Origin of the sequence: Streptomyces flaveus (assembly GCF_014647675.1) — a bacterium.
In the GTDB taxonomy this organism is placed as follows: Bacteria; Actinomycetota; Actinomycetes; order Streptomycetales; family Streptomycetaceae; genus Streptomyces; species Streptomyces flaveus.
The window spans coordinates 15468-40888 of the sequence record NZ_BMPQ01000015.1 but is presented as its reverse complement, the minus strand read 5'-3'; the positions used below and the strand labels follow the sequence as shown (position 1 = coordinate 40888).

Sequence of the window (25421 nt, the reverse complement as noted above, 5' to 3'; positions counted from 1 at the left end):
TCCCCGTGGCGACGCTGTTCCCCCGGCCGCCGGTTGGTGTGAGTGCGCCACGGCGGAGCGGTCATGGTCCACCAGCGGCGCGCGGCGATCACCATAGCCACAAGGTCAGCGGTCCGGAACAGGAGTTGACTTCGGAGTCAGGAGTGGCGTGGCGCGAAAACGCCCACGACGGCACGCGATCAGGCAGGCGCAAACCCGTGCCGATACTAGGTAGTAACTGTGTGCTTGTTGTGAAGGTATCGAGGGTCAAGTGGGCATCCCCCGTCAGAAATTGACCGGAAATCACCCCGCCCACGCCAAGGCCTGTACGGCAGCACATGCCGGCCCGCACAAGCCTGTGGCCCGCACCGAAGTGCGGGCCACAGGCTTCCTTACCGTCCCTCAGGCCACCCAGGGCCAGTCGGCATCCCGCGCCGACTCAAGAAGCGGCACCATCCGGAACGCCGCGTCCGAGAGCCCGCCGAACACGTGGCGGTTCCCCTTCCCGGACGGGCCATGGCCCGCCTGGTATCCGGCAAGGTTCCAGGTGTAGACCGGCACGTTCGCCGGTACCTGCTCGGTCGGGTCCCCGTAGTTGCTGTACATGGCCTGCTCGTCCGTGACGATCAGTACGCGGTCGTGCTTCTTGTAGTGCTTGCGCACCGCCTCGGTGGTGTTGGTGCCGCCGAGGTCGCCGAAGCGGTCGAGCACCTTCAGTACGGACTCGCCCTTGCGGAACCGCACCCGATTGCTGCTCGTACCGAACTCGACGAGATCCGCGTCCGCCGCCCGCAGCGCGAGCGCCGTGCCGAAGATCGCCGCGGCGTCCGCCCGGTTCAGCTCCGAGCGGTCGGAAAGGCGCGAGTAGAACATCGAGCCCGAGCGGTCGACCAGTACCAGCGTGCGGCCCGGCAGTGCGGGCACGTTGGCCAGCGAGTGGCCGAGTGCCTGCTCCAGCGGGTACGACCAGCGCAGCGACGGCGCGTGCTGGTACGCGGCGAGGTAGCGGAACGGGAACTGCCGCGAGCGCGCCACCTCCGCCGGATCGCTGATCTTGGCGGCGACCCGAGCTGCCACCTCGTCCGAGACACCCGCCTCGTCGAAGTTCCGCAGGTTGCGGACCAGCGCCATCGCGCCCATGGACGGGATCACGGCCTCCCAGGCCGCCTTGTCCATCGGGCCCTGGAGCCAGCCGGCCAGCGCCTCCCAGGTGATGCCCGCGTCCGCGAGGCGCTGCGCGCCGCCCGCACCGGTCACGACCCTGCGCCGCTTGGCGGGCCGCAGTGCCATCAGGTCACGGTGGGCCGCCAGTACGGGCAGCGACTTGGGCACCACTGCCGTGTCCGGGTTGTGCCGGCGGTCGAGGGCGTACTGGAACAGCTCGCCCTGCCACGGCTTCTGAGGATCCGGCGCGGCGTGCACCAGGTTCAGGATGTCGCCGAAGCGGTAGCCCTTGGACGCCGTGTCGTACTTCAGGAGCGACTTGGCGCTGTAGAGGCGGCGTACAGCGTCGGCGACGCCACGCTTCACGGGCTTCGGGATGGCCCGGCCGTACCGCGAAGTCCAGTACGCGAGCAGCTCGCCGGGCTCGTCGGGACGGCGCAGCACGGAGTCGATGACCTGCCGGTTGGACGGGCCTTCCGTCGCACCCGCGTCGAGACACGCCTTCACGTACTCGGCGGCGCCCACGATCGAGGCCGTACGGAGGTTGCCCTCGCCGCGCAGCCAGCCGAGCAGGCCCGCGGTCCACTCCGGGTCCTCGACGGCGAGCCGGCGTACGAGCGCGGCGAACCGGTCGTCGCGGGCCTCGCCGGACTCATAAAAGGTCTGCTGCGCAACGAAGTTGGCGATCGAGAGGAGAAAGAGCTCGGAGCGTGCGTCACGCTCCTGGCCCCGGCCGCCCTGGTGGGTACGCAGAACGCGCCCGGTCGACGTCACGCGAGAAGTGGGCTGCGCCTTGGTGGACTTGGTGTTGAAACGCGCCATGGTGAATTCCCCCGAATTCATTGATTTTCCAAGGGGAGGCGCAACAAATGGAATGTGCCCGAGGTCAGGAGTCGGCGACGGAACAGCCAGAAGCTCTGCCAATTGAGCTACACCGACCCTAAGTCGATGACGGGACTCGAACCCGCAACCCTCTGATCCCAGAAGTAACCGTTGCCTGCGCACCGGGCACACACCATTTGCTGCGCCTCCCGAGATCAAGTCGGCGGCGGCGTGGATTCTTTGGAAGAGAAGTAGCCGCAACCTGCGCACCGGGAGGTGCGTGACATGCATGAAATTGTGGTGTCCAGAGTTCAAGGCCGGCGGAACCGACGTAGGTGCTCTAACCCCTGAGCTACACCGGCGCGTTGTACCGGTGGCGGGACTCGAACCCGCGGCCGCCCCATTATCAGTGGAAGTAGGTCCTGCCTTCGCACCTGGACATGCATCACTGTAGGAGGCGTACCGCGGGCCGGGCCAATGAATTAATCAGCCGCGCTTCTGGCGCTTCCAGGGTCCGGTGATCGCGAGCAGAATGCCCGGCTTCTGGATGTTGGCGTACAGGGTCTTGCCGTCGGGCGAGAAGGTGACGCCGGCGAACTCGCTGTATTCCGGCTCCTCTTCGGTGCCGACGTTGAGATCATTGCGGGCGATGGGGTACGTACGGCCGCTGTCCGTCGCGCCGAAGAGGTGCGAGATACCCTCGCCGTCCTCGGCGAGGACGATGCCACCGTAAGGGGAGACGGTGATGTTGTCCGGGCCGTCGAAGGCGCCGTCCTCGGACGGGTCCGGGTTCACGCCGAGGAGGACCTTGAGGGTCAGCGTGCGGCGCTTGGGGTCGTAGAACCAGACCTGGCCGTCGTGCTGGACGGGGCTCTCGTCACGGGCGTACGAGGACACGATGTACGCGCCGCCGTCGCCCCACCACATGCCTTCGAGCTTGCGGGCGCGGGTGACCTCGCCCTCGTCGAACTGTTTGCGCACCGCGACCGTCTTGGCGTCGCGGTCGGGTACGTCGACCCAGTCGACGCCGTACACGGTGCCGATCTTCGTGGCGCGGGACAGGTCGTCCACGTAACGGCCGCCGGAGTCATAGCACTTGGGGGCCTGAAGGACGCCGGCGTCGTCGGCGAGGGTGCGGAACTTGCCGCGGCCGTAGGTGAATCCCTTCGGCGGGACCCAGCGGAAGAAGAGGCCGTTGGGCTCGTCGTCGTCCTCGGTGAGGTAGGCGTGGCCCCGCTTGGGGTCGATGACGACGGCCTCGTGGTCGTAACGGCCGAAGAACTTCAGGGGCTTGGGGTTCCGGTTGGCGCGGCGGTCGCGGGGGTCGACCTCGAAGACGTAGCCGTGGTCCTTGGTCATGCCGTTCTGGCCGGCCCGGTCGGAGTTCTCCTCGCAGGTGAGCCAGGTGCCCCAAGGGGTGCTGCCGCCCGCACAGTTGGTGGAGGTGCCGGCGATACCGACCCACTCGGCGACCTGGCCGCCGGGGCGCACCTCGACGACCGTGCAGCCACCGGACGCGGCCGGGTCGTAGACGAGGCCCTTAGTGAGGGGCACCGGGTGGTCCCAGTTGGCGCGCGGGCCCTTGAGCTCGTGGTTGTTGACGAGGAGGGTCGTGCCGCGGGGGCCCGGGAAGGCGGCCGTGCCGTCGTGGTTGGAGGGGGTGGTCTCGCCGGACTCCAGCTTGGTCTTGCCGCTGTAGGTGAGGACGCGGTACGAGAATCCGGCGGGCAGCGCGAGGATGCCCTCGGGGTCGGGGAGGAGCGGGCCGTAGCCGACGCCGCCGCCCGGGCGTTCCGCGGCGTCTCCCGCTTCCGCGTCGTCCCCCATGGTCTCGGCGTCCTGGGCCGCGAGGGCGCCGGGCGCGGTGGCGAAGGCGCCGACGCTGCCGACCAGGGCGACACCGGCGCCGGTGATCGCGGACCGTCTGGCGAAGTCCCTACGAGTGAGCGACATGCTGTCTGTTCTCCTGTGACGGTGGAGTGGGACCGTGGAGGGTGGCCGGTTACCGACCTCTGCCACACCGTTCCGCCTGTGACTGAACGCCGGTTGAACGCGGACCGACAATCGCGGGCCAAGGCGCCACCCATACGGCCCAGGAATCCTGGTTTGCGAACGAATGATCGGAAGAATCTCCGTAAAATAGACAGCAACCATCCGCACGCCCCGTGGGAGGCGAGCCGCAGTGGACGCACGTAAGGCGCGCCGCCTTCACGAGGACCGGCTGATGAGGCTGGCTCATGTGACCGGGGTCGGCATCGGACAGGACGAGAGCTCGGGCGAGGACGTGATCGTCGTCTTCGTCACCCACGAGGTGGCCGACGACAGCCTCCGGCCCGAGGACGTGATTCCGGACGAGCTCGAAGGCGTACCCGTACGCGTGCTTCCGATGGGCGGCGGTGAGACGCAGGACGAGACACAGGCCGAAGCGGTCGAGACCCAGGCCGGGGCGCAGAGCGAGACTCAGGCCGGGGCGCGGGACGAGACCGAGCAGAGGCAGTCACAGGGGGCTCATGAGTCCCCGGAACCCACCCCCTGACAGCCGCCTCAACCCCCTTGCTGCGACCGCGCCTTGAACGCCGCCTTACGGGCCTCCTTGGCGACCTTCTTGTCCGGGTGGAGCCGTCCCATGGCCTCCAGGACGTCCGGCGTGGCCGGGTGGTCGACGCGCCAGGCGGCGTCGAAGAAGTTGCTGTGCTGGGCCGCGAGTCCCTGCACCAGGGCCTGGAGTTCCTCGGAGTTGCCCTCCGCCGCCAGCTGCGCGGCGATCGTGTCGACGGTCAGCCAGAAGACCAAGTCCTCGGAGGGTGCGGGCACGTCCGGGGCGCCCCGCTCGGTGAGCCACACCCGGGCGAGCCCGCCCAGCTCGGGGTCGTCGAGCACTTCGCGCAGGGCCCCCGAGGCCTCCGTACCGACGAGCGACAGGGCCTGCTGGCAGAGCAGCCGCCGCAGCGGTGCGCCCGGGTCGGAGCCGCGGGCCGCGGCGAGCAACTCCCGTGCGGCGGCGAGGGGTTCGCGCCGGGCGAGCCACTGCTCGGTCTCGGCCTGTGCCGCTGCGGGCGGGAAGGTGGAGGTGCCGTCGAGCAGGGCGTCCGCGCCCTTGTCGGCGAGGTCACCGACCGCCGGGGCGGAGAGCCCGCCCTCCTGGAGTCGGGTCCGGATGCCGTAGAGGCCGAGCGGGGTGAGGCGCACCATTCCGTACCGCGAGATGTCCGTCTCGTCGGACGGCGTGGCGGGCTCCTCGTCGGGGTCGGTCATCAGCCTCTCGTCGACGGGCTGGAAGTCGACGAGTCCGGCCGGCTCCAGGAGCCGGAACTGGTCGTCGAGCCGCATCATCGCGTCCGACACCTGCTCCAGGACGTCGTTCGTGGGTTCCGCCATGTCGTCCGGTACGACCATCGAGGCGGCGAGCGCGGGCAGCGGTACCGGGCTGTCGCCGGGTCCCTCCTCGCTGACGGTCAGCAGGTAGAGGTTGCCGAGCACGCCGTCGAGGAAGTCGGCCTCCGCGTCCGGGTCCCAGTCCAGGGCGGCGAAGTCGATCTCGCCGTCCGCGTCCATGGCGGTCATGAGGTCGTCGAGGTCGGGCACGCTGGCGTCGGCGAGCACCGTGTCCAGGGCGCCGAGCCACAGGCCCAGCACGTCGGCCGGCGCACCCGAGGTGACGAGTGCCAGTTCGGCGCCCTTGGCGACCGTCCCCTCCTCCTCGTCCACGATCTCGACGAGCCCGGTGTCCACGGCCACCCGCCAGGCCTCGCTCGCGTAGGCGGCGGCGTCCTCCCCTTCGAGGCCGAGTTCAGCGGCGGCGCCCGGCAGTTGCTCCTCGACGAGTTCGCCACCGGCTCCGACCCGGGTGTCCGGACCGGCCCAGCGGGCGAGGCGTACGGCACGGGAGAGCAGCGGTGTGGCGAGTGCGTCCCGCGCGAGTTCCGCTTCGGACGTCAGCCGCACCGGCGGCAGGGTGGAGCTGTCTGACATCGGCTGGTTCTCTCCTCGGACGTACAGACGTGCACACATACAGGGGTCGGGCGGCCGTTCCGGACGTCGCGCTCCGGCCGCCCCTGACCGCGTCCTCAGCCTAGACGGATTTCAACCCATGCGGCCTGGTTCATGAACCTGTCAGAACCCGTACATGGCTGAAACCTTGACAAGTAACCTGGCCACACACGAGATTGACGCGCGTAGAGCCCTATTGCTCCTCAGGCTCCATCAGATCCACCAGCCTCTTGCACCACCCTCGTCCCGGCGCTCACGCACGTCCCCGGAGGGATTCCGTTGCCCAGCAAGTCTTCCGCGCGCATAGCCGCGCTCACCGTCGCCGTCGTCTGTTCCACCGCCACCGCCGTGGTGTTCACCGGCTCCGCCCAGGCGGAAGCCGTGGCCGTCCACGACATCCAGGGCAGCACCCGGACATCCCCGCTCGCGGGCCAGCAGGTCACGGACGTGACCGGCATCGTGACCGGCGTACGGACCTACGGTTCGTCCCGTGGCTTCTGGATCCAGGACCCGGCCGCGGACAAGAACCCGGCCACCAGCGAAGGAATCTTCGTCTTCACCAGCTCCACGCCGAAGGTCGCCGTCGGGGACTCGGTGAAGGTCTCGGGCACCGTCACGGAGTTCGTGCCGGGTGGTACGTCCTCGGGCAACCAGTCGGTCACGGAGATCACCAAGCCGACGGTGACCGTGGAGTCGAGCGGCAACGCCCTCCCGAAGGCCACGACCATCAGCGGCCATTCGGTACCCCGCAAGTACGCGCCGACCGGCGACGAGGGCGCGAACGGCTCGGTCAACGGGCTCCCCTTGAAGCCGCGAAAGTACGCCCTCGACCTGTACGAGTCCCTGGAGGGCATGAACGTCAAGATCGGCTCCTCGCGCGTGGTCACCGCCACCGACCCGTTCTCCGAGCTGTGGGTGACGGTGAAGCCGTGGGAGAACCCGACCCGCCGCGGCGGCACCGTCTACGGCTCGTACGACTCGCAGAACGCCGGCCGACTGCAGATCCAGTCGCTGATCCCGACCGCCACGCAGCCGTTCCCGACGGCGAACGTCGGCGACACCCTGAAGGGCACCACCGAGGGCCCGCTCGACTACACGCAGTTCGGCGGCTACACGCTGACCGCCCGCACCCTGGGCACGGTCGCCGAGGGCGGCCTTGAGCGCGAGACGACCCGTAAGCAGTCGCGGAACGAGCTGGCGGTGGCGACGTACAACGTCGAGAACCTCGACCCGACGGACGACTCCTTCGCCGATCACGCCGCCGCGATCGTGAAGAACCTGCAGTCGCCCGACATCGTGGCCCTGGAAGAGATCCAGGACAACAACGGCGCGAAGAAGGACGGCACGGTCGCCGCCGACGAGACGATGCGCAAGCTGACCGACGCGATCACCGCGGCGGGCGGCCCGGCCTACGAGTGGCGGTCCATCGACCCGGTCGACCTCGCGGACGGCGGTGAGCCGGGCGGCAACATACGCCAGGTGTTCCTCTTCAACCCGGAGCGCGTCTCCTTCACCGACCGGGCGGGCGGCGACGCGACGACCGCTGTGGGCGTCACGAAGGCGAACGGCAAGGCGGCTCTCACGGCGTCCCCGGGCCGTATCGACCCGGCGGCCGAGGCGTGGAAGAACAGCCGCAAGCCGCTGGTGGGCGAGTTCGTCTTCCGCGGCAAGACCGTGTTCTTGATCGCGAACCACTTCGCGTCGAAGGGCGGCGACCAGGCGCTGCACTCCCAGAACCAGCCGCCGGTCCGCTCCTCGGAGACCCAGCGCCACCTCCAGGCGAAGTCGGTGAACGCCTTCGTCAAGGACATCCTCGCGGCGGAGAAGAAGGCGTCCGTCGTCACGCTCGGCGACATCAACGACTTCGAGTTCTCGGAGACGACCAAGCTCCTGGAGGACGACGGCGTCCTCTACCCGGCCATCAAGTCCCTGCCGGAGAGCGAGCGTTACAGCTATGACTTCCAGGGCAACAGCCAGGTCCTCGACCAGATCCTGATCAGCCGGTCGATCCGTAAGGACGGCGACTTCAGCTACGACAGCGTGCACATCAACGCGGAGTTCGCCGACCAGATCAGCGACCACGACCCGCAGGTGCTCCGGTTCAGGCCGTAGCTTCTGTGCGCGGACGAGCCCGGCCCCGTCGTCCGGGGGGCCGGGCTCGTTCCCTTTCCACCTCGCGCATACGCCCGTAAAGGAATCCGGGCCTGCGTGATCAGGGCTGATCGCTGATGGTTCGGTAGGCCGCGATGAACAGGGTGTGGCACAGGTCGATCAGTTCTTCGACGGTGGCGTTCTGGTGGCCGAGCGTCCAGTCCACGAGGAGTTCGTTGACTCCGCCGACCAGGCTCATCGCGGTCATGGTGAGCCGGTTGGAGGAGGCTTCCGGGTCAGGGGGCGGTGCGACGACGGCGGCGATCAGTGCGGCGAATTCGTGCAGGACCTCACGGCGGCGCACTTCGAGGCGAGGGCTGGCGCCCACGACCTCGATGAGCACCAGGCGGGCCTTGCGGGCGTCGCCGGCCAGTGTGCGGATGAACACCTCGAGTCCGGCGCGCAGTTGGGTGTCGACATCGGGTGCGGCAGCGGCTGCGGCCTGCGCGGTTTCGGCTGCGATCGTAGCGATCAGCTCGTTGTAGACCCCGGCGAGAAGGTCTTCGCGGTCGCGGAACGACTCGTAGAAGTAGCGCTCGGTCAGTCCTGCGTGCGAGCACACCTGCTTGACGGAGACCGAGGCGTATCCGGCCGTGCCGAACATCTCGAGACCCGCCTGGATGAGGCGGGTGCGGCGCTCCTGCTGCCGCTGCGCCGCATCGCGTCCGCCGTAGCGCCGCCCGGCGGTCTGTGTGCCCGTCATGTCTCCCCTTCGCAGAGGTGTTGACACCGGTGTGCTCTGAACTGACACTCTAGCTTGTCAGTTCATCTGACATGGCGTCGTGTCAGACATGCATGGGGGCCGCTCGCCGCTCGGCGTTCCGCTCATGCTCAGGGCAAGGAAGGGGCTCGACCGTGGCAGCACCGCCCAGGTACCCGGACAAGTTCAGCCGAAGAGACCGCGACCGTGACCGCGACAGGTTCTCCCGTACACAACCGCTGACCGGCCGAGTGATCGCGGTCACCGGGGCGGGCCGCGGAATCGGGCGTGCCGTCGCAGCCCGGCTCGCCGCGGCCGGAGCCGTCGTGGCGATCGGCGATCTCGACGCGGAGCTCGCCAGGGAGACAGCCGGTGCCATCGGCGCGCATCCCGGTGGCCGACTGCTCGGGCTGTCTCTCGACGTCACCGACACACATTCCTTCGATGACTTCCTGCGCACCGTTGAGACCCAGCTGGGGCCGATCGACGTACTGATCAACAACGCCGGAATCATGTGGGTGGGCCCCTTCGAGGAGGAACCGGAGGAAGCCGCCCTGCGCCAGTTCGACGTCAACGTCCACGGCGTACTGCGTGGGATGAAACTCATGATCCCGGGGATGCGGAAACGCGGTCGCGGCCACGTCGTGAACATCGCCTCCGCCGCCAGCAAGGTCGCCCCGGCCGGCGAGGCGACCTACGCGGCGACGAAGCACGCCGTCCACGGCTACAGCACAGCCGTCCGCGCCGAACTGCGCGGCACCGGCGTGCACGTGTCCTTGGTGATGCCCGGCGTCGTGGACACCGAACTGGCCGTGGGCACCGCGACCGGCCCCACCCGGCGCCTGACGACAGATCAGGTGGCCGACGCGGTGCTCGACGTCGTGCTGCGCCCGCGGTTCGAGGTCTTCGTTCCACGCCAGGTAGCCGCCCTGACCCGGTTGGCCGCGGTGCTGCCGGGCCGTGCCCGCGACGCCCTGCATCACCTCCTTGTCCCTAACCAGCTCGCCGCCCTGTCCGACCGGTCGGTCCGCGCGGCTTACGAGCAGCGCACCCGGACCGCCCGTCTGCCCGAAGGATGAGCCCGTGACCACCACGCCCAAGCCGGCGCCCAGCGCGAAGAAGGCCCAGGACGCCGCCGCTTTGCGTCCCATCCCCGAATTCGAAGGTGTCCACGACGTATGGCCTCGCGGTGACCGGCTGCGCGCCGTGCGCAGCGCCGCGGCCACCTACCGTGAGCGGTTCGTCCAGCAGGGCCGTATCCACGCCGTCCGCAGTTTCGACATCGCCGCCGCCCCGTACCCGACCCGGTTCGGCTTCCACGGCGCCGCGCTCGCCGTCAACCCGTTCGTGAGCATCGTCAACCGGATGCTCGTCGTGCAGTTCGACGGCTTCGACGGTGAGCCGAAAACACTGGTCTGGGAGCCGACCGTCGCCGCCGGAACGGCTCAAGCGCCGTTCTACGCCCAGCTCAAGCGCCTGGCGGGGGACTTTCTCACCGAGCACGTCTTCGCCCGCTTCTACCAGGACCCGAACACCGTCCTGCCCTCCTGCGGTCTGCGTCCCGAGGACGTGGACTTCGTCAGCTTCGACCACCTGCACGTCCAGGACGTGCGCATGATCATGGGAAGTACCAGCACCATTCCCGGCGAACGGGCGCCCCGCGAAGCGCTGTTCCCGCGCGCCAAGTTGTTGGTGCACCGCAGGGAGCTGGGCACCTTCGAATCGACGCACCCGATGCAGTGGGCCTGGTACGTCGACGGAGGCATGGACGGGGTACCGGACGAGCGCGTCACCGCCTTCGACGGCGATGTCGAACTCGGTGTCGGTGTCAGCCTGTTGTGGACCCCCGGCCATACGGACGGCAACCACTCCCTGGTGCTGAACACCCCCGACGGGGTGTGGGTCTCCTCCGAGAACGGCATCTCGGCCGACAACTGGCAGCCCGAGCTCTCCCGCATCCCCGGGGTGCGCCGCCACGCCGCGTTCTACGGCCGTGAGGTGGTGCCCAACGCCAACACCCTGGAGGACTCTCTCGACCAGTACGACTCCATGGTCAAGGAGAAGACCCTCGCCGGCCCCAGCCGGCGCGATCCGCGCTGGCTGCAGATCCTGCCCTCCTCGGAGCTGGCCCCCTTCAAGCGGCAGTGGCCGGTGCTGCCCAGCTTCGTCCACGGCGGTCTGAACTACGGCGAACTGACCCCTGCCGGTGGTGGCCGGTGACCGGCCCGGCCGCCCGCCGGATCGCCACGGACGGCGTGGACGGCGTGGAGTTGGCCGCCTACCAGTGGGGAGCGTCCACGGATCCTCCGGTGGTGCTGGTCCACGGCTATCCGGACACCAGCGCCGTGTGGCACCCCGTCGCCGAGCGCCTGGCCGACCGCTTCCACGTCACCGCCTTCGACGTGCGGGGAGCCGGTGCCTCCCACCGCCCCAGGGGTCTGCGCGCCTACCGGATGTCCCGCCTGGAAGCCGACCTGGAGGCGGTTCTCGACGCCGTGAGCCCCGACCGCCCGGTGCACCTGGTCGGACACGACTGGGGATCGATCCACTCCTGGGAGTCGGTCACCGGCACCCGCCTGGCCGGGCGGATCGCCTCGTTCACCTCCATCTCCGGACCCTGCCTGGACCACGTAGGCCACTTGATCCGGGCCCGCCTTCGGCCGCGGCATCCGGATCTGCCGAAGCTGCTGCGGCAGGCCGTACGGTCCTGGTACATCGCCTACTTTCATCTGCCGCTCCTGCCCGCCCTGACCTGGAGAGCACTGGGACACCGCTGGCGCGCCTTCCTCACCGGCTCCCAAGGCGTGCCCGGGCACACCCCCTACCCCGCGCCGACGCTGGCCCGCGACGCCGTGACGGGCACCGCGCTGTACCGCGCCAACATGCTGCCCCGCCTGCTGCGTCCCCGGGACCGGCCGACCACCGTCCCGGTTCAACTCGTCATCCCCACCCGCGACTTCTGCGTCACCCCGGTGCTGTCGTACGGAGTGGAGCACTGGACGAGCCAGATACAACGGCGCCCGATCGACGCCGGGCACTGGGTACAGCTCAGCCACCCCGAGGAGATCGCGTCCCGGATCGCGGAATTCGCCCACCGCGTCGATGACGGCTCCCGCCACAGTCCGGACCACACCGCGCACCCGATCTGACAGACCGGCAGTAGTGGACGACTGCCTGACCGCCCCTTCCCACACACCGATCGCCGACGGAGGAGGAACCTGTCATGTTCCGAGCCGCACATGCCCACCCGGAGCGTCCGTCCGAGCCCATCGACCACCACGACCTGGTGCTGCAACCCCGGGACGTCACCTTCGACTGGAGCGCCACCCCGCTGCACTGGCTGCCGGGTGAGCCCTTCGCGACCCACACCTTCGATGTGCTCCACCTCATGCTCCCCGAGCTGGAACGCTGGTTCGTGCGCACCTTCGAGCAGGCACTGCCACTGATCACCGATGACCGGCTGCGCGAGGACGTACGCGGCTTCATAGGCCAGGAGGCGACGCACGCCGAGGCGCACCAGGAGGTCCTGGAGCACCTGCTCACCAAGGGTCTTGACCCGGCTCCGTACACCCTGCAGTCCGAATGGATCTTCCGAAGGGTGCTCGGAGACCGGCCGGAGCTGACGCCGGCCGCCACACACGCGCATCTCCTCCAACGGCTCGCCCTCATAGCGGCCTTCGAGCACTTCACCGCGTACATGGGTCACTGGATCCTCAGCAACGGGCACCTGGACCAGGCCGGTGCGGACCCCGCGATGCTCGATCTGTTCCGCTGGCACGGCGCGGAGGAGGTCGAACACCGTTCGGTCGCGTTCGACCTGCTGGTGCACCTCGATCCCCGGTACCGGCGCCGAGTGGGCGGCATGCTCGTCACCGCTCCGGTGCTGACCCGGCTGTGGATCCGCGGAGTCCGCTTCCTGATGAGTGCCGACCCCGAACTCGACGACCGGGTCAAGGTCCGCTTCCGCGACTACCTGGCCGCGGCCCGCAAGGAGCTGTTGCCCCGGCCGGGCGCGTTCGCCCGCTCGGTGCTGCGCTACTTCCGCCCCGGCTACCACCCGACCCAGGAGGGCTCGACTCAGCAGGCGGTCGCCTACCTGGCGGCGTCCCCCGCTGCCCGAGCGGCTGCCCAGTGACCCGGCAACCAGCAAGGCATCCCATGGACATCAGCACCCCCGTCACTCGGCCGCCGGACCTGTACGGCAGGCCGCGCAGCGACTCCTTCATGCAGAGGCTGGCGGCTTTCAGCGACAACGCGGTCACTCGCCTCGCGCGGCGCAGCACTCCTCATGGGCGCCCGCCGGCCACCGAGACGCCCGCGATCCGGGAACTGGTGGTCACCACCAAGCACCAAGAGGCCGAGGATGTCGTCTCCCTGCGGCTGGCAGCACCCGACGGGGGAATACTCCCGCCCTGGCAGCCCGGCGCCCACATCGAACTGCACCTGCCCTCCGGCCGCAAGCGGCAGTACTCCCTGTGCGGCGACCCTGCCGACCGGTACCGGTACCGAATCGCGGTGCGCCGCATCGCCGACGGCGGAGGCGGTTCGGCCGAGGTGCACGACGCCCTCGGAGACGGTATGCGGGTCGCCATCACCGGGCCCCGGAACGCCTTCCCCTTCGCCGCCGAAGCATCCATCCTGCTCATCGCGGGTGGCATCGGAATCACCCCGATCCTGCCGATGGCTCGGGAAGCCGCCCGACGCGGGCTGGACTGGAGGCTCGTGCACACCGGCCGCAGCCGCAGCTCGATGCCCTTCGCGGCAGAGCTGGCCGAACTCGCAGCCGCAGCCCCTGGCCGGGTCTCCATCCGTCCTGACGACGAGTCCGGCGTGCCCGAAGCAGCCGATCTGTTGAGCTCGATCCCGGCGGCGGGTGCGGTGTACTGCTGCGGACCCGCGCCCATGATCGACGGCGTGCGGCGCGCGTTCGATGGTAGCCGCGCGTCAGCCCTGCACTTCGAGCGTTTCGCCCCGGCCCCGATCACGGACGGCCGTCCCTTCGAACTCCAGCTGGGCGACACCGGACGGGTTCTGCCAGTGCCGTACGACCGCTCCGCCCTGGATGTTCTCCACGAGGCCCTGCCGGACCTGCCGTTCTCCTGCCGTCAGGGGTTTTGCGGCACCTGCCGGGTACGGGTGGCCCATGGCCATGTCGATCACCGTGACCGCCGGCTCACCGCCACCGAACGTGCGGCCGGCGCCATGCTGCCCTGCGTCTCGCGTGCACCGGAAGGAGAGCGGCTGGTGCTGGAGGTGTGAGCGACGGCCGAGCTCCCGTAGAGCGCGGCCGTCGCCGCGAGGAACCTCGGCGGCATCGGGACCGAAAACTTTTTTGTCCAGACGGTTCAAGCTCTCGGTGAGACGGTGTGGGCCGGCTACGCCCGATGCGGTGCGGGTATGCCCGATGCGGTGCGCAAGGAGTCACTCCGGGACGAGGCCGAGGGCGTACTCGTAGCGGCTCACGCCGCCGCTCTCCGTCAGCCCTGGCCAGGTCTGTACGCGCTTCCACAGTTCGGTGGCCGAGCCGATGCCCTCGCCGGGGGCGGCCAGGGCATCGATGTGGTGCTGGGCGCTCTCCCACTCCGCGTAGTTGAGGACCCTCGTGCCGTCCGTGCTCAGGTGGAAGTGGGCGGAGATCCCGCCGGGGTGCTGGTTCGGCTCGCTCTCCAGGGCCTCGAACACGGCGTCCACCCAGGCGCGCTGCCGGTCGGGGTCCGGCCCCTCGAACTCGACGTCGACGATCACGATGCAGCCCGGCACGCGCCGCTCGGCCTCGGGGCGGGTACCGCTGCGGTAGTGCCGGTACCGTCCGAGGGCCACCCGCTCGATCCCGGGCACTGCGGTGTCGATCTCGTCGACGCGCTCTTGCCGGTGCGCCTTCGTGAACGCCTCGTACGCCTGCTCGTCGGCCCACTGTGAGTGGTGCAGCAGCGTCGTGCCGTCGTGCCCGGTGTAGACGTAATAGCCGAGCAGGCCCTCGATCGGCCAGGGCCTGCTCTCCCAGGTCGAGGCGATCGCCTCGACGGTCTCCTTCTGCCGCTCGGGCGTCCCCACCCGCCAGGTGCTGAAGAACGGGGCTTTCACCTCGGGGCGGGTCAGGTCGGGGTGCGCGTCGGTACGGCGCGTCATCACAGCCTCCAGTGATTCGGTACTCGGTGCGAGCACCACCCACCCTCTGACCTCAACCAAAGTTCAGGTCAAGAGCGGAGGCTGTGATCCTGTTCAGCGGCGACCGCGATGACCGGGTCGGCCTCGGTAGCCGCGGTGACTGGGCCCGCTGGTGGACGACCGCCGCCGCAGGATCCCCACCGCGATCACGGCAGCGGCTCCGGCGATCAGTACCGGCCTGGGATGCCGTCGGCCGGTCTGAACGACGGTGGTCGCGGCGTTACGGACGGGCTGCGGCACGTTCTCCTGCACGACGTGCCCGGCGTGGGTCGCCTTGCTCTGCACGGTGTGCCCGGTGTGCCCGACCTTCTCCTGCGCCCGGTGTCCGGCGTCGGCCGCCTTCTCCTGGGCCACATGCCGGGCATGGGCCGCCTTCTCCTGAGCCACATGCCGGGCGTGCGCGGCCTTCTCCTGCGCCACGTGTCCGGCCTGTGCCGCCTTGTCCTGTACGGCATGTCCGGCCTCGGACGCCTTACCCTTGAGCTCGGCGCGCCGCGCCCGGGCGCGAGCCCGCACATCGGCTTTGGCGGCCAACTCCTCGACGGTTTCGCCGAGTTGCTCGCGGGTCTGCGTGATCTGCTCTCGCAGTTCCTCCGGCCCCTTGGCGCCACGGGCCGCCTTGGCGGCTCCCTCGGCGTCCCTGCCCTTCCGCTGGTTCATCGATGCGCCCTTTCCTTGATTGTGTCGACGTCGGCCCGGACGCTTTCGAGGGTCTCCGCAGGCATGGGCGGCGTGGCACGGCGCAGTTGCGCGCGGCCGGTGACGCCCAGGACGGCTGCGATCACGAAAAGCACGGCCGTGACGATGAGCGCCGACGCCCACACGGACAGCACCAGGGACAGCGCGGCGACGCCCGTGCCGGCCAGCGCCATCACGCCGACATATCCGACCGCGCCCGCCGCGCCGAGGAGACCGCCGCCGCGTCCCGCGCGCTTGCCCTTCTGCGCCAGTTCCTCTTTCGCGAGCCGTACTTCCTGCCGTACGAGTTCGGAGAGCTGTTCGGTGGCCTGTCCGACGAGGTCACCCACCGAGTGGTGTTCCTCCGGCCGCCGCTGCATGGTCTCGGTCACGACGCCCCGCCTCCTCTCGTCTCGGGACGCCCGAGTACCCCGCCGAGCCGTCGCTACCCCTGGTCGGCCCCGGGTTGGCCGAGCCGTGCCAGCTGGGTCTGGAACCAGTCGAGCCGGGCCTGCAGCAGCGCGGCCTCGGCGGTCAGCTCGGACACGCCGAGCCCTTCGGGCAGATCACCACCGGACGGTGCGGCACCTCCCCCGGCCCGGACCCGCAGCCCCTCTCCGCCCAGCCGCGCGAAGGTCGCCAGGGATACGGACGGACGACCGCGTACGCATCCGGCGCAGCTCGCCGCCAGCGCCCGCCAGCCGGGCCTGCCCCATCCGGCGTCGGCCAGCGCCACGGCCACGGAGCCGCAGCTACAGGGGCCGACCGTGGCGGTACGGACCCGCTGCCGGGCGTAACGGAACCCGAGCTCGAAGCGGATGTACGCGCCGAGGACCGCCACCTCGAGGAGCACGGCGGTCCGGTGCTCGGCGGTGCACAGCATCGCCTCCGCCGCCGTACGGTCGTGCACGCAGTGGAAACCGCAGTCGCAGCGACGATGGGGTGCCCGGTGCCGCAGCCCGTACACGCAGTGGGCCTCGTCGAGCACCCCGTACGGCAGCGCGCCGCCCAGCGACACACCGGTGAACCCGGCCCGGCTGCCGTCCTGCGACAGCATCGGGTGGGCGATCTTGAATCCGGTGGGCGGCTCCGCCGGACGTTCCTCGGGGAGCCGCCATCTCATCGCGCGACCGGAACCTCTTCGGCGGCGGGCTCCAACTCCTCGATTTCCTCAGCGAGTTGAAGCTCGTCCTCGTCCACGCGCGGCTGCTCCTCCGCGACTCCGGTGGCGAGCGCCTTACCCAGCCTCATAACGCCTCCCGTGACCGATCACCAACTACCGTTCCCGCCATGGTGACTCAAACGGCGCCGACTTCCTAGAGCGCCCGTTCGCTCACCGCACAGCGTTCCTTATGGATATCTCGTAGAAGAATTAAGTGGAGCTTCAGAGTCGCGATGCCGAAACTACGGGCATGACCACACCCTCTGCCAAGACCTCAGCCCGGCCCTTCGGCCGCGCCCTCTGCGCGATGATCACCCCCTTCACCGAGGACGGGCTGCTCGATCCGGACGGGGCGCAGGCGCTGGCCGAGCGGCTGGTCGCGGACGGATGCGAGGGTCTTGTGCTGTCGGGGACGACCGGGGAGTCGCCGACCACGACGGACTCCGAGAAGGCCGCGCTCGTACGGGCCGTGGTCGAGGCGGTCGGAGGGCGGGCCGCGGTGGTGGCGGGCGTCGGGACCTCCGACACACGGCACACGATCGAGCTGGCCCAGGAGGCCGAAAAGGCGGGCGCGGACGGCCTGTTGGTGGTCTCGCCCTACTACAGCAAGCCGCCCCAGGAAGCCCTCGAGGCCCACTTCCGGGAGATCGCGGACGCCTCCGGGCTGCCGCTCGCGCTGTACGACATCCCGGGCCGCACCGCCACCCGCATCGAACCGGAGACCATGCTGCGCCTCGCCGCGCATCCGCGGATCGTGGCCGTCAAGGACTGCGCGTACGACCTGCTCGGCACCCAGAAGGTACTGGCCCGCACGGACCTCGCGTACTACACGGGCTGCGAGGAGTTCATCCTGCCGCTGTACGCGGTCGGCGGCGCCGGCTACATCAGCACCGTCGCCAACGCCGTACCCCGCCAACTCCGGGGCATCCTGGACGCGTTCGACGCGGGAGACACCGCGGAAGCCGCCCGGCGTCAGCGCCACGCCATCCCTCTCATCGAGTTGATGATGGCATCCGGCCTGCCCGGCACGGTCACGGCGAAGGCCCTGCTCACCGCCCTCGGCCTGCCGTCCGGTCCGGTGCGCGCACCGCTGCGGCCCGCCGGCCGCGAGACGGTCGACGGGCTGCTGGCGGCGTACGAGCGGCTCGTGGCCACCTGACCGGGCCTGATCAGCGTTCGGCGAAGATCGGCGTCCATTGTCCGGGCGCGCCGTCGTTCCCCTTGAGAGCTCCACTCAGGCGTACGAGTTTGTCGCTGCCGATCGTGGCGAGGACGAGCCGGGTGTGGTGCTCGTTCTCGCCCGGTTCGCTGTACCAGAGGATGAGCCGCTTGTCGTCGACCCAGGCGAGCGGCGTGTATCCCGGCACGTCGGCGATCCGCACGCCGGCGTAGGCGTCGAGGACGGCGCCGCCGTCGTTCGCGACGAGTCTGCCGTTCGGGGACACTCCCGCGTCGACGTACCACTGCGTGTACCGCTCGTTCGCGGGCCGGTCGACCTTGCTGCCCTTGAAGTCGTAGTACTGCATCAGGGGTTCCATGGCGAGCCCGGAGTAGACCAGCTTGCCGTCGTGGCTGAAGGCGAAGTCCTGACGAGCGTTCCTTACGTTTTCCTCCAGGACCTCGCTCCACGATCCCTTGCCAGTGGCCACGTCGATGACGTAGAAGCCGGTCCGCGGCTGGTCGTGCGACTGGTCGTAGTCGTTGTTCTTGCCGTCGCCATCGCTGTCGTAGTCCACCTTGAACCGCAGGTCGGGGTTCGCCTTGTACGTCGTCGCGACGAGCTTGCCGCCGTCGGGCGAGAAGCTGACGCCCGCGACGCCGCGGTCCACCGGGATCCACCGCTCGACCTCGCCGGTGAGCAGGTTGAGCAGACCGATCCGCTGGGTGGGCAGGTCCTTCTCCAGGACGGCGGCGGTTCGCATGCCGGGGGCGATGTCGATGAAGGACCACTTGGTCGTCTTCTCGTACTTGCCTGTCTTCTGGTTGAGCAGCCGGTACTCGCGGACGCCGACGGCACGGTCGTCCGTCTGCTCGACGTTCTTCCAGGTGTAGTACGCGGCCAGCGCGACGTCTCCTGCGGCGATCAAGTCGCGCGGGGGCGACTGGTCGGGGTGGGCGATGACATCGCTCTGGTTCGCCTCGGTCGCGAGCCGCGCGCCGTCGTTGCCGGACTCCAGCATCGGCACCGCCACCGCGAAGGCGACGACGGCGGTGGTGGCCGCGGCGAGGGACGCGAGGGTACGGGTACGGCGGCGTCGCCGGGCGGTCAGGACGCGGTCTGCGAAGCCCGGGCCCAGAGGCCGCTGTTCGGTGGCCTGCTCCCGCAGGGAGTCACGCACCAGTTCGTCGACGTTCACGGGCGTACCTCCACGGGGGAGTAGTCACGGGACGGGGGCTGCTCGGCGTCGGCGAGGCCGAGTGCGGCCAGTTCGGGCGCGAGGGAGCGCAGCCGGGCGAGCGAGCGGTGCGTGGTGGAGCGCACGGTTCCGACGGAGCAGCCGAGGATGCGGGCCACGTCGGCCTCCGGGAGATCCTCGAAGTACCGCAGCACGAGCACGGTCCGCTGTCGTGGGGTCAGCCGTGCCAGCGCCCCGCGCATGACGATGCGCAGCTCGGCGGCGGAGGCGGCGTCACCGCCGCCCGTCCCCTCGGGCGGCTCGGCGACGGTCAGCTCCCGTCTTCGCCACTTCAGCCGCCACCGGCTCACCTGCTGCCGGTACAGGATCCGCCGTACGTACGCCTCCGGCTCGTCGATCCGCTGCCACCGGCCCGCGGCCTTGATCAGCGCGTTCTGCAGCAGATCCTCGGCGGCGTGCCGGTCTCCGCCGCTGAGCAGGACGGCGGTCTTCAGCAACGCCGACGACCGGTTCTCCACGAACTCCCGGAAGCGCTCCTGCCCTTGGGCATCCATCGTCACCTTCTCTTCCCCGGCGGGCCTCCCCCGCTTTGCATTCCTTGTGACGCGCGCGGCCTGCTCCCGCTATGCCTGTGCCGCAAGGAAAGTTCTCGTCTCCGCACAGCCGAGCGCCCTCCCGCGGTCGGCGGGAGGGCGCTCGGCACGCTTCATGTGCGTCAGTTGTGGCTGTGCAGGATTTCGTTCAGGCCGCCCCACACCGCGTTGTTCGGCCGCGCCTCCACCGTGCCGCTGACCGAGTTGCGGCGGAAGAGGATGTTCGAGGCGCCGGAGAGTTCGCGGGCCTTGACGATCTGGCCGTCGGGCATCGTGACGCGGGTGCCGGCGGTGACGTACAGGCCCGCCTCGACCACGCACTCGTCGCCGAGCGCGATCCCGACGCCCGCCTCGGCGCCGACGAGGCAGCGCTCGCCGATGGTGATGCGGACGTTGCCGCCGCCGGAGAGGGTGCCCATGGTGGAGGCGCCCCCGCCGATGTCCGAACCGTTGCCGACCACGACGCCGGCGGAGATACGGCCCTCGACCATCGACGTGCCGAGCGTGCCGGCGTTGAAGTTCACGAAGCCCTCGTGCATGACCGTGGTGCCCTCGGCGAGGTGCGCGCCGAGACGGACCCGGTCGGCGTCGGCGATGCGTACGCCCTTGGGTGCCACGTAGTCCGTCATGCGCGGGAACTTGTCGACGGACGTCACGGCCAGGTGGAGGCCCTCGGCGCGGGCGTTGAGCCGGACCTTCTCGAGGTCGTCGACGGCGACCGGGCCGAGCGAGGTCCAGGCGACGTTCGCGAGATGCGCGAACATGCCGTCCAGGCTCTGGCCGTGCGGCTGCACCAGGCGGTGCGAGAGCAGGTGGAGGCGCAGGTACACGTCATGCGCGTCGATCGGCTTCTCGTCGAGCGAGGCGATGACCGTACGCACCGCGACCACCTCGACGCCCCGGCGGGCGTCCGGACCGATGGCCTTCGCGGCGCCCTCCCCGAGCAGTTCCACGGCCCGCTCGGCGGACAACCGCTCCGTACCGGACGGGCCGGGCCCGTCACTGAGCTCGGGCGCGGGGAACCAGGTGTCGAGAACGGTGCCGTCGGCGGCGACCGTGGCGAGGCCGGCGGCGACAGCGCCGGTGGTAGGAGAAGCAGTCGTGTCGGTCATGAGGGAAACCTAACCGGCCATGGGCGCGAGGGGCCAACCGGTGCGCCGGGCATCTCACGTGCCGGGCGCACCGCTCCCCTCACCCACGACTCAGGGCCGCTTGCCCTTCTCGTCGACGAGTCCCATGGCGAGCCGGGCTCCGCTGATGACGACCTGGTCCTCGCCCTCGAGGAAGCGGTAGCCGCTGGCGAGGTACGTCGTCGGGTCGAGCAGCGTCTCGTCGCGGCTCCCGCCCATACTGCCCCCCTTCAGATAAAGCGCGATCGCGTTGCGTCCCGCCGCGTCCTGGACCTCGGCCGCCTGTACACCGGGGATCGTGGCCATGGCCCGATACACCTTGGCGAGCCCTTCGGGGTCGATCACATACGCCCGGCTGATGATCGCGGTGAGTGCCCGGTATTCGTGCTGTGTGCGGGTCTCCTCCGGGTCGGTGGCGAAGAAGAAGGCCCGGGCCTTGGCGCGTACCCGCTTCGGGTCGTCGGGCAGGCTCTTGAGGAACGCGTACTGCTCGCGAGGCGAGTGGTCGTCGCCCGCCTTCCCGTTCTCCATGGAGGGATCGGCGTACTTGATCCAGTCCTCGCTCGTCCGGGGCCCCGGCTGCTCGTCGTCCGTCGTGTTCGTCTCGACGGACTTGAGGTAGACCCACTGGCCGTCGCGCGGGCCCGCAGGGGGACGCGCCGCGATGATGTCCGCGGCGTCGTTCAGCAGGTCCTTCGCGCTGCCGAGCTCCAGCGTATAGCCCGGCTGGGATCCTGGTTGCGTACGTCCGTCATCGCCGACCACCTGCGTGCCGATCACCGCAGCCGCCGTGATCGCCGCCGCAGCCCCGATAGTGGCGAGCCGCCAGTCGGCGCGCAGCCTGCGGCCGCGAGCACCGCGTCGTGTCTCCCACAGCAGTCGGTCGCGTCCTTCGGCGAGCCGGGAGCGGGACGGGGCGGGGGCGTCGGCCCGCAGTTCACGGACCGCTGTCATCTCGTCCATGGTCAGACCACCTCCGTGGTGTCGAGGGTGAACGCGGGATCGGCGCCGAGTGCCGAACGGACCTTGCGGCGGGCGCGGTTGAGGCGTGAGCGAACGGTGCCGACGGGGATGCCGAGGGCCTCGGAGACCTCGACGTACGTCAGCTCCGCCCAGGCCACGAGCAGCAGTACGTGTCTGTCGCCGGCGGTCAGCGAGGCCAGCGCCCCGGCGAGCGGGCCCTGTGCCGCCACCCGGCGGTCGGCGTCCTCGACCCATGAGGCGGCGACGGGGTCGTGTCCGGCGCGGGCCAGCGCCTTGAGGGCCCGCACTTCGGCGCGGCGCTGCTTGCCGATGAGGTTGCCCGCGATGCCGTACAGCCAGGGGCGCGCGTTGGTGCGCGTCAGGTCGTAGCGGGCGCGGATACGGAAGGCCGTGAGGAAGGTGTCGGCGGTGATGTCGTCGGCCGCGCCGTCCCCGAGGCGCCGGGTCACGTACCGGTGGATGTCCGGCGCGTACTGGTCGTAGAGGCGGGCGAACAGCTCCGGGTGCTCCAGCGACTGGGCGACGACCTCCGCGTCGCTCCGTGCCCCTTCACTCTGCGCCTGTTCGTCCTGCGCCTCCGGCGGTGGTGGTCCCGTCACAAGGCCTCCCCTGCTTCGTCGTGCCGAGCTTGTCACCCCCTGTTCCCCGGTGGACCGAGGAAGGTTCACGGCTCACACGCCCCGCACAGCGAAAGCTCAGGGGATCACACGGGCCAGCACATCCCGGGCGTACTCCTCGTCGTACTCCGCTCCCGTCAGCAGCACCTGGAGACAGATGCCGTCCAGCAGTGCGACCAGGGCGCGGGCGGTGACCGGGTCGGTGCGGTGGGCGACGCGCTCGGCGAGAGCCTGGCACCATTCGGCGGCTACGGGGCGCAGGGCGGGGCGGCGGAGGGCGGCGAGGTAGAGCTCGTACTCGAGCTCCACTCCCGTACGGTCGCCTGCGAGCCACTCGCCTGTCAGGCCGGCGAGTTCGGCGGCCAGGTCGCTCTCGGGGTCATCCAGGGCGCCGCGTGCGACGACCAGTTTGGCGAAGCCCTCGTTCGCCTGCCGCAGCGCGGCGACCATCAGCTCGTCGAGGGTCTTGAAGTGGTACGTGGTGGAGCCCAGCGGCACATCGGCCTCGGCCGCGACGGAGCGATGGCTCAGCCCGCCGATGCCCTTGGCGCCCACGACCCGGATGGCCGCGTCGATGATCCGCTGACGCCTGTCGGGGTCGTAACGCCGCACCATCAGCGGACCCCTGTGGCCGCACGGCGGCCCATCAGTGCGCCCCGCCCAGGTTCAGCACCACGACCCCGACGATGATCAGCACGATCCCGGTCAGCTTCGCCGCGTTCAGCCCCTCCCCCAGGAACAGCATCCCGATCGCCGCGACGGCCGCCGTGCCGGCTCCGGCCCAGATCGCGTAGGCCGTGCCGACCGACACGGTCTTCAATGTCTGCGCGAGCAGCACGAAGGCGACGACGTATCCGAGCAGGGTCAGCAGGGAGGGCCACAGCTTGCTGAAACCCTCGCTGTACTTCATGGCGGTCGTGGCGGCCACCTCCGCCGCGATGGCGGCGCCGAGCAGTGCGTATCCCATATGGACGAGCGTACACATCGATACGTACGCCCGTACACAGCGGGGGGTGAGAAAGATGACGAGGTCCGGACAGACCGCGCTCAGCCGAGGAGCGGCCTTGTGCGAATCCGCGCAGGGGCCGCTCCCGTTTGCTCGTATTTCGCTGTAGAGCAGGCCAGTTACCGCTGGTTACGGTGCGGTCATGAGCAAAGGAGCCGCACCTCGCAACAGGCCCTGGACACGTGCGCTGGCCGCCGGAGCGCTCGCCGCGGCGGCGCTGACCGTGGCACCGGCGGCGGACGGAACACCGGCCCGTACGGAGACCGCCGTGAAGTCCACGTCGCCGGTCACCGACGTCACCGAGACCGAGGTCTCCGTACGGATCCCGCTGCCGGCCTCGGTCGGCAGTCACCCGGCGCGCTGCGACTGGCTGTCGTATCTGCGCTACCGGTCCTCGGACGGGCCGTCGAAGTCCGCCGACGCGGACCGGATTCTGATCGCCCAGCCGGGCATTCTGGAGGGCGCGGGCGCCTTCGACAGCGTGGCCCGGAACACGGTGAAGGCGGCGGCCGAGAAGGGCGAGCACATCGAGTTCTGGGCGCTGGACCGGCGCTCCAACTGCCTTGAGGACAACGCCGGTATCGCAACGGGCAGCAGCACCAAAGCCGTTGACTACTACTACGGTGGCAAGCCGGTCGACGGGCGTACCTTCGACGGTTTTCTGACGAGCGGTCAGGCGGGCTGGCTCGCCGACGTCGGTCTGGAGCAGACCGTACGCGACCAGTACGACCTGCTGTCCGCCGAACTGCCCGACCAGAAGCTGCGCAAGGAGAAGGTGCTGTGCGGCGGGCATTCGCTGGGCGGCGTCCTCACCGGTGCCTTCGCCACCTGGGACTTCGACGGGAACCCCGCGACGAAGGCGGACGCGGGCTTCAACCAGTGCTCGGGCTACTTCGCCCTGGACACCACGATCTCCACCTCGCTGGACGACCTGAACGGCACGTCGTCCGGCGGGAACGGTCCCGGCGGGTCCCTGCTGCCGGGTCTGATTCCGGACACGAGCATCGGTTACGCCGCCGTACAGGCCGGGCTGCGCACCGGAGTTCTGCCCCGCTTCCTCGCACTCCCCGCGGTGCTCAATCCGGAGACGATGAACCTGCTCGCGCTCAGCGGTCTGGCCGCCCGTAACGCGCCCGACGCCGAGTCCGCGCTGCTCGACGACGTCCCGTCGAACGCCAACATCGAGACGACGGGCCGCATGCTGTTCTCCAAGAACTCGGAGGTCTTCCTCAAGGGCAGCCCCACCATCCGCGACTTCCGGCTCACCAACGAGGCGGTACTGGGCGCCTTCATGGACGACCACTCGGCGCCGCTCGCCTTCATCCAGACGAGCGTGGGCTTCTTCGACAGTGCGGGCAGCGGCAGCGGTGGTGGCGGCAGGATCGTGGACAAGAACTTCCCGGCCTCGAACGACGCCGATGCCCAACCAGCCCTGTTCGGTACGGAGTTGAAGGCGATCCCGGACGAGCCGGGCGGCCCTCTCTACACCTGGCGCAACTACGACCGGGTGGGCGCGGCGGACGACCCGGTGTACCGCTCGGCCAATGGCACCCCGTTCACCACCGCCGCCAAGGAGGTCACGGATATCGGCGAGTTGGCCCGCAGCCTGGCCGAACAGCCGCTGGACTTCACGGAGGACCACTTCCCGACCAGGCTGGTCACGGACATCCAGCTGATCGACGATCCACAGCTCGCGGGCAAGTTGGTGCACAAGGAGGGCCTCACCGCGAACCCCAGGATCACGTTCATCGCGGGCGACGGCATCCTGGCGGACCACATTCCGCAGGACGAGAACCCCGTGGTCCTGCCCGGCTACCAGCACCTGGACGTGCTCACGGCGGCGCCGGTGCAGAACGGCGGAAGCCGGGAGCGGATCGCGGCCGACCTGGCCGAGTTTGCTCGCTGACGCCGCGTCACATC

The 25421-nt window shown here is 69.8% G+C and carries 25 protein-coding genes; 9 read left to right on the top strand and 16 right to left on the bottom strand.

The window, feature by feature from the left end:
• Nucleotides 1-381 precede the first annotated feature (381 nt).
• Nucleotides 382-1965 (bottom strand): TROVE domain-containing protein, encoded by a 1584-nt coding sequence (locus IEZ21_RS26635; protein WP_189324421.1) that lies wholly within the window; start codon nt 1963-1965, stop codon nt 382-384.
• A 486-nt stretch (nt 1966-2451) separates the two neighbouring features.
• Nucleotides 2452-3918 carry an alkaline phosphatase PhoX gene (locus IEZ21_RS26630; RefSeq protein WP_189324420.1) on the bottom strand — a complete coding sequence of 489 codons (1467 nt, stop codon included), beginning with the start codon at nt 3916-3918 and terminating at the stop codon, nt 2452-2454.
• Nucleotides 3919-4147: 229 nt separating this feature from the next.
• Here IEZ21_RS26630 and IEZ21_RS26625 point away from each other — a divergent pair, with 229 nt between their 5' ends.
• Nucleotides 4148-4501, top strand: a complete 354-nt coding sequence (locus tag IEZ21_RS26625; protein ID WP_189324561.1) for a hypothetical protein — start codon at nt 4148-4150, stop codon at nt 4499-4501.
• 8 nt (nt 4502-4509) lie between these two features.
• On the opposite strand, the gene IEZ21_RS26620 is transcribed toward IEZ21_RS26625, so the two are convergent.
• A complete protein-coding gene (locus IEZ21_RS26620) occupies nt 4510-5937 on the bottom strand; it encodes a hypothetical protein (protein WP_189324419.1) in 1428 nt (475 codons plus the stop codon).
• Nucleotides 5938-6234: 297 nt separating this feature from the next.
• On the opposite strand from IEZ21_RS26620, the gene IEZ21_RS26615 reads away from it, so the two are divergent.
• The gene (locus IEZ21_RS26615) at nt 6235-8067 is read left to right on the top strand and encodes a DUF8508 domain-containing protein (RefSeq protein ID WP_189324418.1); all 1833 of its coding nucleotides are present in this window, start codon (nt 6235-6237) and stop codon (nt 8065-8067) included.
• 100 nt (nt 8068-8167) lie between these two features.
• Here IEZ21_RS26615 and IEZ21_RS26610 read toward each other — a convergent pair whose 3' ends face one another.
• On the bottom strand, nt 8168-8809 hold the full coding sequence (locus IEZ21_RS26610; RefSeq protein ID WP_189324417.1) for a TetR/AcrR family transcriptional regulator: 642 nt from the start codon (nt 8807-8809) through the stop codon (nt 8168-8170).
• A 152-nt stretch (nt 8810-8961) separates the two neighbouring features.
• On the opposite strand from IEZ21_RS26610, the gene IEZ21_RS26605 reads away from it, so the two are divergent.
• From IEZ21_RS26605 to IEZ21_RS26585, 5 genes are all read left to right on the top strand, one after another.
• Nucleotides 8962-9885 (top strand): SDR family oxidoreductase, encoded by a 924-nt coding sequence (locus tag IEZ21_RS26605; protein ID WP_213089362.1) that lies wholly within the window; start codon nt 8962-8964, stop codon nt 9883-9885.
• Nucleotides 9886-9889: 4 nt separating this feature from the next.
• The gene (locus IEZ21_RS26600; RefSeq protein WP_189324416.1) at nt 9890-11026 is read left to right on the top strand and encodes an MBL fold metallo-hydrolase; all 1137 of its coding nucleotides are present in this window, start codon (nt 9890-9892) and stop codon (nt 11024-11026) included.
• Nucleotides 11023-11955, top strand: coding sequence for an alpha/beta fold hydrolase (locus tag IEZ21_RS26595; RefSeq protein WP_189324415.1), 933 nt, complete (start codon nt 11023-11025; stop codon nt 11953-11955). The genes IEZ21_RS26600 and IEZ21_RS26595 overlap by 4 nt, the downstream gene beginning before the upstream one ends.
• Nucleotides 11956-12029: 74 nt before the next feature.
• Nucleotides 12030-12941 (top strand): metal-dependent hydrolase, encoded by a 912-nt coding sequence (locus IEZ21_RS26590; RefSeq protein WP_189324414.1) that lies wholly within the window; start codon nt 12030-12032, stop codon nt 12939-12941.
• Nucleotides 12942-12964: 23 nt separating this feature from the next.
• A complete protein-coding gene (locus IEZ21_RS26585; RefSeq protein ID WP_189324413.1) occupies nt 12965-14065 on the top strand; it encodes a PDR/VanB family oxidoreductase in 1101 nt (366 codons plus the stop codon).
• 162 nt (nt 14066-14227) lie between these two features.
• Here IEZ21_RS26585 and IEZ21_RS26580 read toward each other — a convergent pair whose 3' ends face one another.
• The 5 genes from IEZ21_RS26580 to IEZ21_RS48475 form a co-directional block, all read right to left on the bottom strand.
• Nucleotides 14228-14935 carry an antibiotic biosynthesis monooxygenase gene (locus IEZ21_RS26580; RefSeq protein WP_189324412.1) on the bottom strand — a complete coding sequence of 236 codons (708 nt, stop codon included), beginning with the start codon at nt 14933-14935 and terminating at the stop codon, nt 14228-14230.
• Nucleotides 14936-15028: 93 nt separating this feature from the next.
• On the bottom strand, nt 15029-15634 hold the full coding sequence (locus tag IEZ21_RS26575; protein ID WP_189324411.1) for a DUF3618 domain-containing protein: 606 nt from the start codon (nt 15632-15634) through the stop codon (nt 15029-15031).
• A complete protein-coding gene (locus IEZ21_RS26570; protein WP_373302304.1) occupies nt 15631-16044 on the bottom strand; it encodes a phage holin family protein in 414 nt (137 codons plus the stop codon). The genes IEZ21_RS26575 and IEZ21_RS26570 overlap by 4 nt, the downstream gene beginning before the upstream one ends.
• Nucleotides 16045-16097: 53 nt before the next feature.
• Nucleotides 16098-16775 (bottom strand): hypothetical protein, encoded by a 678-nt coding sequence (locus tag IEZ21_RS26565; protein ID WP_189324410.1) that lies wholly within the window; start codon nt 16773-16775, stop codon nt 16098-16100.
• Entirely contained in the window at nt 16772-16903 is a 132-nt protein-coding gene (locus IEZ21_RS48475; RefSeq protein ID WP_281193003.1) for a hypothetical protein, read from the bottom strand. Before IEZ21_RS48475 ends, IEZ21_RS26565 begins: the two co-directional genes overlap by 4 nt.
• A gap of 161 nt (nt 16904-17064) precedes the next feature.
• Here IEZ21_RS48475 and dapA point away from each other — a divergent pair, with 161 nt between their 5' ends.
• Nucleotides 17065-17973, top strand: coding sequence for a 4-hydroxy-tetrahydrodipicolinate synthase (dapA, locus tag IEZ21_RS26560; RefSeq protein WP_189324409.1), 909 nt, complete (start codon nt 17065-17067; stop codon nt 17971-17973).
• A 10-nt stretch (nt 17974-17983) separates the two neighbouring features.
• Here the strand turns inward: dapA and IEZ21_RS26555 are convergent, their stop codons facing one another.
• From IEZ21_RS26555 to IEZ21_RS26525, 7 genes are all read right to left on the bottom strand, one after another.
• On the bottom strand, nt 17984-19171 hold the full coding sequence (locus IEZ21_RS26555) for a WD40 repeat domain-containing protein (protein WP_189324408.1): 1188 nt from the start codon (nt 19169-19171) through the stop codon (nt 17984-17986).
• A complete protein-coding gene (locus IEZ21_RS26550; protein WP_189324407.1) occupies nt 19168-19725 on the bottom strand; it encodes a SigE family RNA polymerase sigma factor in 558 nt (185 codons plus the stop codon). The genes IEZ21_RS26555 and IEZ21_RS26550 overlap by 4 nt, the downstream gene beginning before the upstream one ends.
• Before the next feature lie 161 nt (nt 19726-19886).
• Nucleotides 19887-20876, bottom strand: a complete 990-nt coding sequence (gene dapD, locus IEZ21_RS26545) for a 2,3,4,5-tetrahydropyridine-2,6-dicarboxylate N-succinyltransferase (protein ID WP_189324406.1) — start codon at nt 20874-20876, stop codon at nt 19887-19889.
• Between the two features lie 90 nt (nt 20877-20966).
• Complete coding sequence (locus tag IEZ21_RS26540; RefSeq protein WP_189324405.1) at nt 20967-21857, bottom strand: CU044_5270 family protein; 891 nt, start codon at nt 21855-21857, stop codon at nt 20967-20969.
• Between the two features lie 2 nt (nt 21858-21859).
• Nucleotides 21860-22477, bottom strand: coding sequence for an RNA polymerase sigma factor (locus tag IEZ21_RS26535; RefSeq protein WP_189324404.1), 618 nt, complete (start codon nt 22475-22477; stop codon nt 21860-21862).
• Nucleotides 22478-22573: 96 nt separating this feature from the next.
• Nucleotides 22574-23110 carry a TetR/AcrR family transcriptional regulator gene (locus IEZ21_RS26530; protein WP_189324403.1) on the bottom strand — a complete coding sequence of 179 codons (537 nt, stop codon included), beginning with the start codon at nt 23108-23110 and terminating at the stop codon, nt 22574-22576.
• 31 nt (nt 23111-23141) lie between these two features.
• Nucleotides 23142-23462 carry a DMT family transporter gene (locus tag IEZ21_RS26525; RefSeq protein ID WP_189324402.1) on the bottom strand — a complete coding sequence of 107 codons (321 nt, stop codon included), beginning with the start codon at nt 23460-23462 and terminating at the stop codon, nt 23142-23144.
• Between the two features lie 181 nt (nt 23463-23643).
• On the opposite strand from IEZ21_RS26525, the gene IEZ21_RS26520 reads away from it, so the two are divergent.
• The gene (locus tag IEZ21_RS26520; protein ID WP_246568167.1) at nt 23644-25407 is read left to right on the top strand and encodes a hypothetical protein; all 1764 of its coding nucleotides are present in this window, start codon (nt 23644-23646) and stop codon (nt 25405-25407) included.
• Nucleotides 25408-25421: the final 14 nt, after the last annotated feature.

Excerpts from the sequence above, each read along its gene's own strand:
- IEZ21_RS26620 (WP_189324419.1), bottom strand. The coding sequence starts at position 5,937 with ATGTCAGACAGCTCCACCCTGCCGCCGGTGCGGCTGACGTCCGAAGCG.
- IEZ21_RS26540 (WP_189324405.1), bottom strand. The coding sequence starts at position 21,857 with ATGGACGAGATGACAGCGGTCCGTGAACTGCGGGCCGACGCCCCCGCC.
- IEZ21_RS26575 (WP_189324411.1), bottom strand. The coding sequence starts at position 15,634 with ATGAACCAGCGGAAGGGCAGGGACGCCGAGGGAGCCGCCAAGGCGGCC.
- IEZ21_RS26585 (WP_189324413.1), top strand. The coding sequence starts at position 12,965 with ATGGACATCAGCACCCCCGTCACTCGGCCGCCGGACCTGTACGGCAGG.
- IEZ21_RS26610 (WP_189324417.1), bottom strand. The coding sequence starts at position 8,809 with ATGACGGGCACACAGACCGCCGGGCGGCGCTACGGCGGACGCGATGCG.
- IEZ21_RS26550 (WP_189324407.1), bottom strand. The coding sequence starts at position 19,725 with ATGGATGCCCAAGGGCAGGAGCGCTTCCGGGAGTTCGTGGAGAACCGG.
- IEZ21_RS26520 (WP_246568167.1), top strand. The coding sequence starts at position 23,644 with ATGAGCAAAGGAGCCGCACCTCGCAACAGGCCCTGGACACGTGCGCTG.
- IEZ21_RS26635 (WP_189324421.1), bottom strand. The coding sequence starts at position 1,965 with ATGGCGCGTTTCAACACCAAGTCCACCAAGGCGCAGCCCACTTCTCGC.
- IEZ21_RS26580 (WP_189324412.1), bottom strand. The coding sequence starts at position 14,935 with ATGACGCGCCGTACCGACGCGCACCCCGACCTGACCCGCCCCGAGGTG.
- dapD (WP_189324406.1), bottom strand. The coding sequence starts at position 20,876 with ATGACCGACACGACTGCTTCTCCTACCACCGGCGCTGTCGCCGCCGGC.
- IEZ21_RS48475 (WP_281193003.1), bottom strand. The coding sequence starts at position 16,903 with ATGAGGCTGGGTAAGGCGCTCGCCACCGGAGTCGCGGAGGAGCAGCCG.
- IEZ21_RS26525 (WP_189324402.1), bottom strand. The coding sequence starts at position 23,462 with ATGGGATACGCACTGCTCGGCGCCGCCATCGCGGCGGAGGTGGCCGCC.
- IEZ21_RS26565 (WP_189324410.1), bottom strand. The coding sequence starts at position 16,775 with ATGAGATGGCGGCTCCCCGAGGAACGTCCGGCGGAGCCGCCCACCGGA.
- IEZ21_RS26630 (WP_189324420.1), bottom strand. The coding sequence starts at position 3,918 with ATGTCGCTCACTCGTAGGGACTTCGCCAGACGGTCCGCGATCACCGGC.
- IEZ21_RS26530 (WP_189324403.1), bottom strand. The coding sequence starts at position 23,110 with ATGGTGCGGCGTTACGACCCCGACAGGCGTCAGCGGATCATCGACGCG.
- IEZ21_RS26590 (WP_189324414.1), top strand. The coding sequence starts at position 12,030 with ATGTTCCGAGCCGCACATGCCCACCCGGAGCGTCCGTCCGAGCCCATC.
- dapA (WP_189324409.1), top strand. The coding sequence starts at position 17,065 with ATGACCACACCCTCTGCCAAGACCTCAGCCCGGCCCTTCGGCCGCGCC.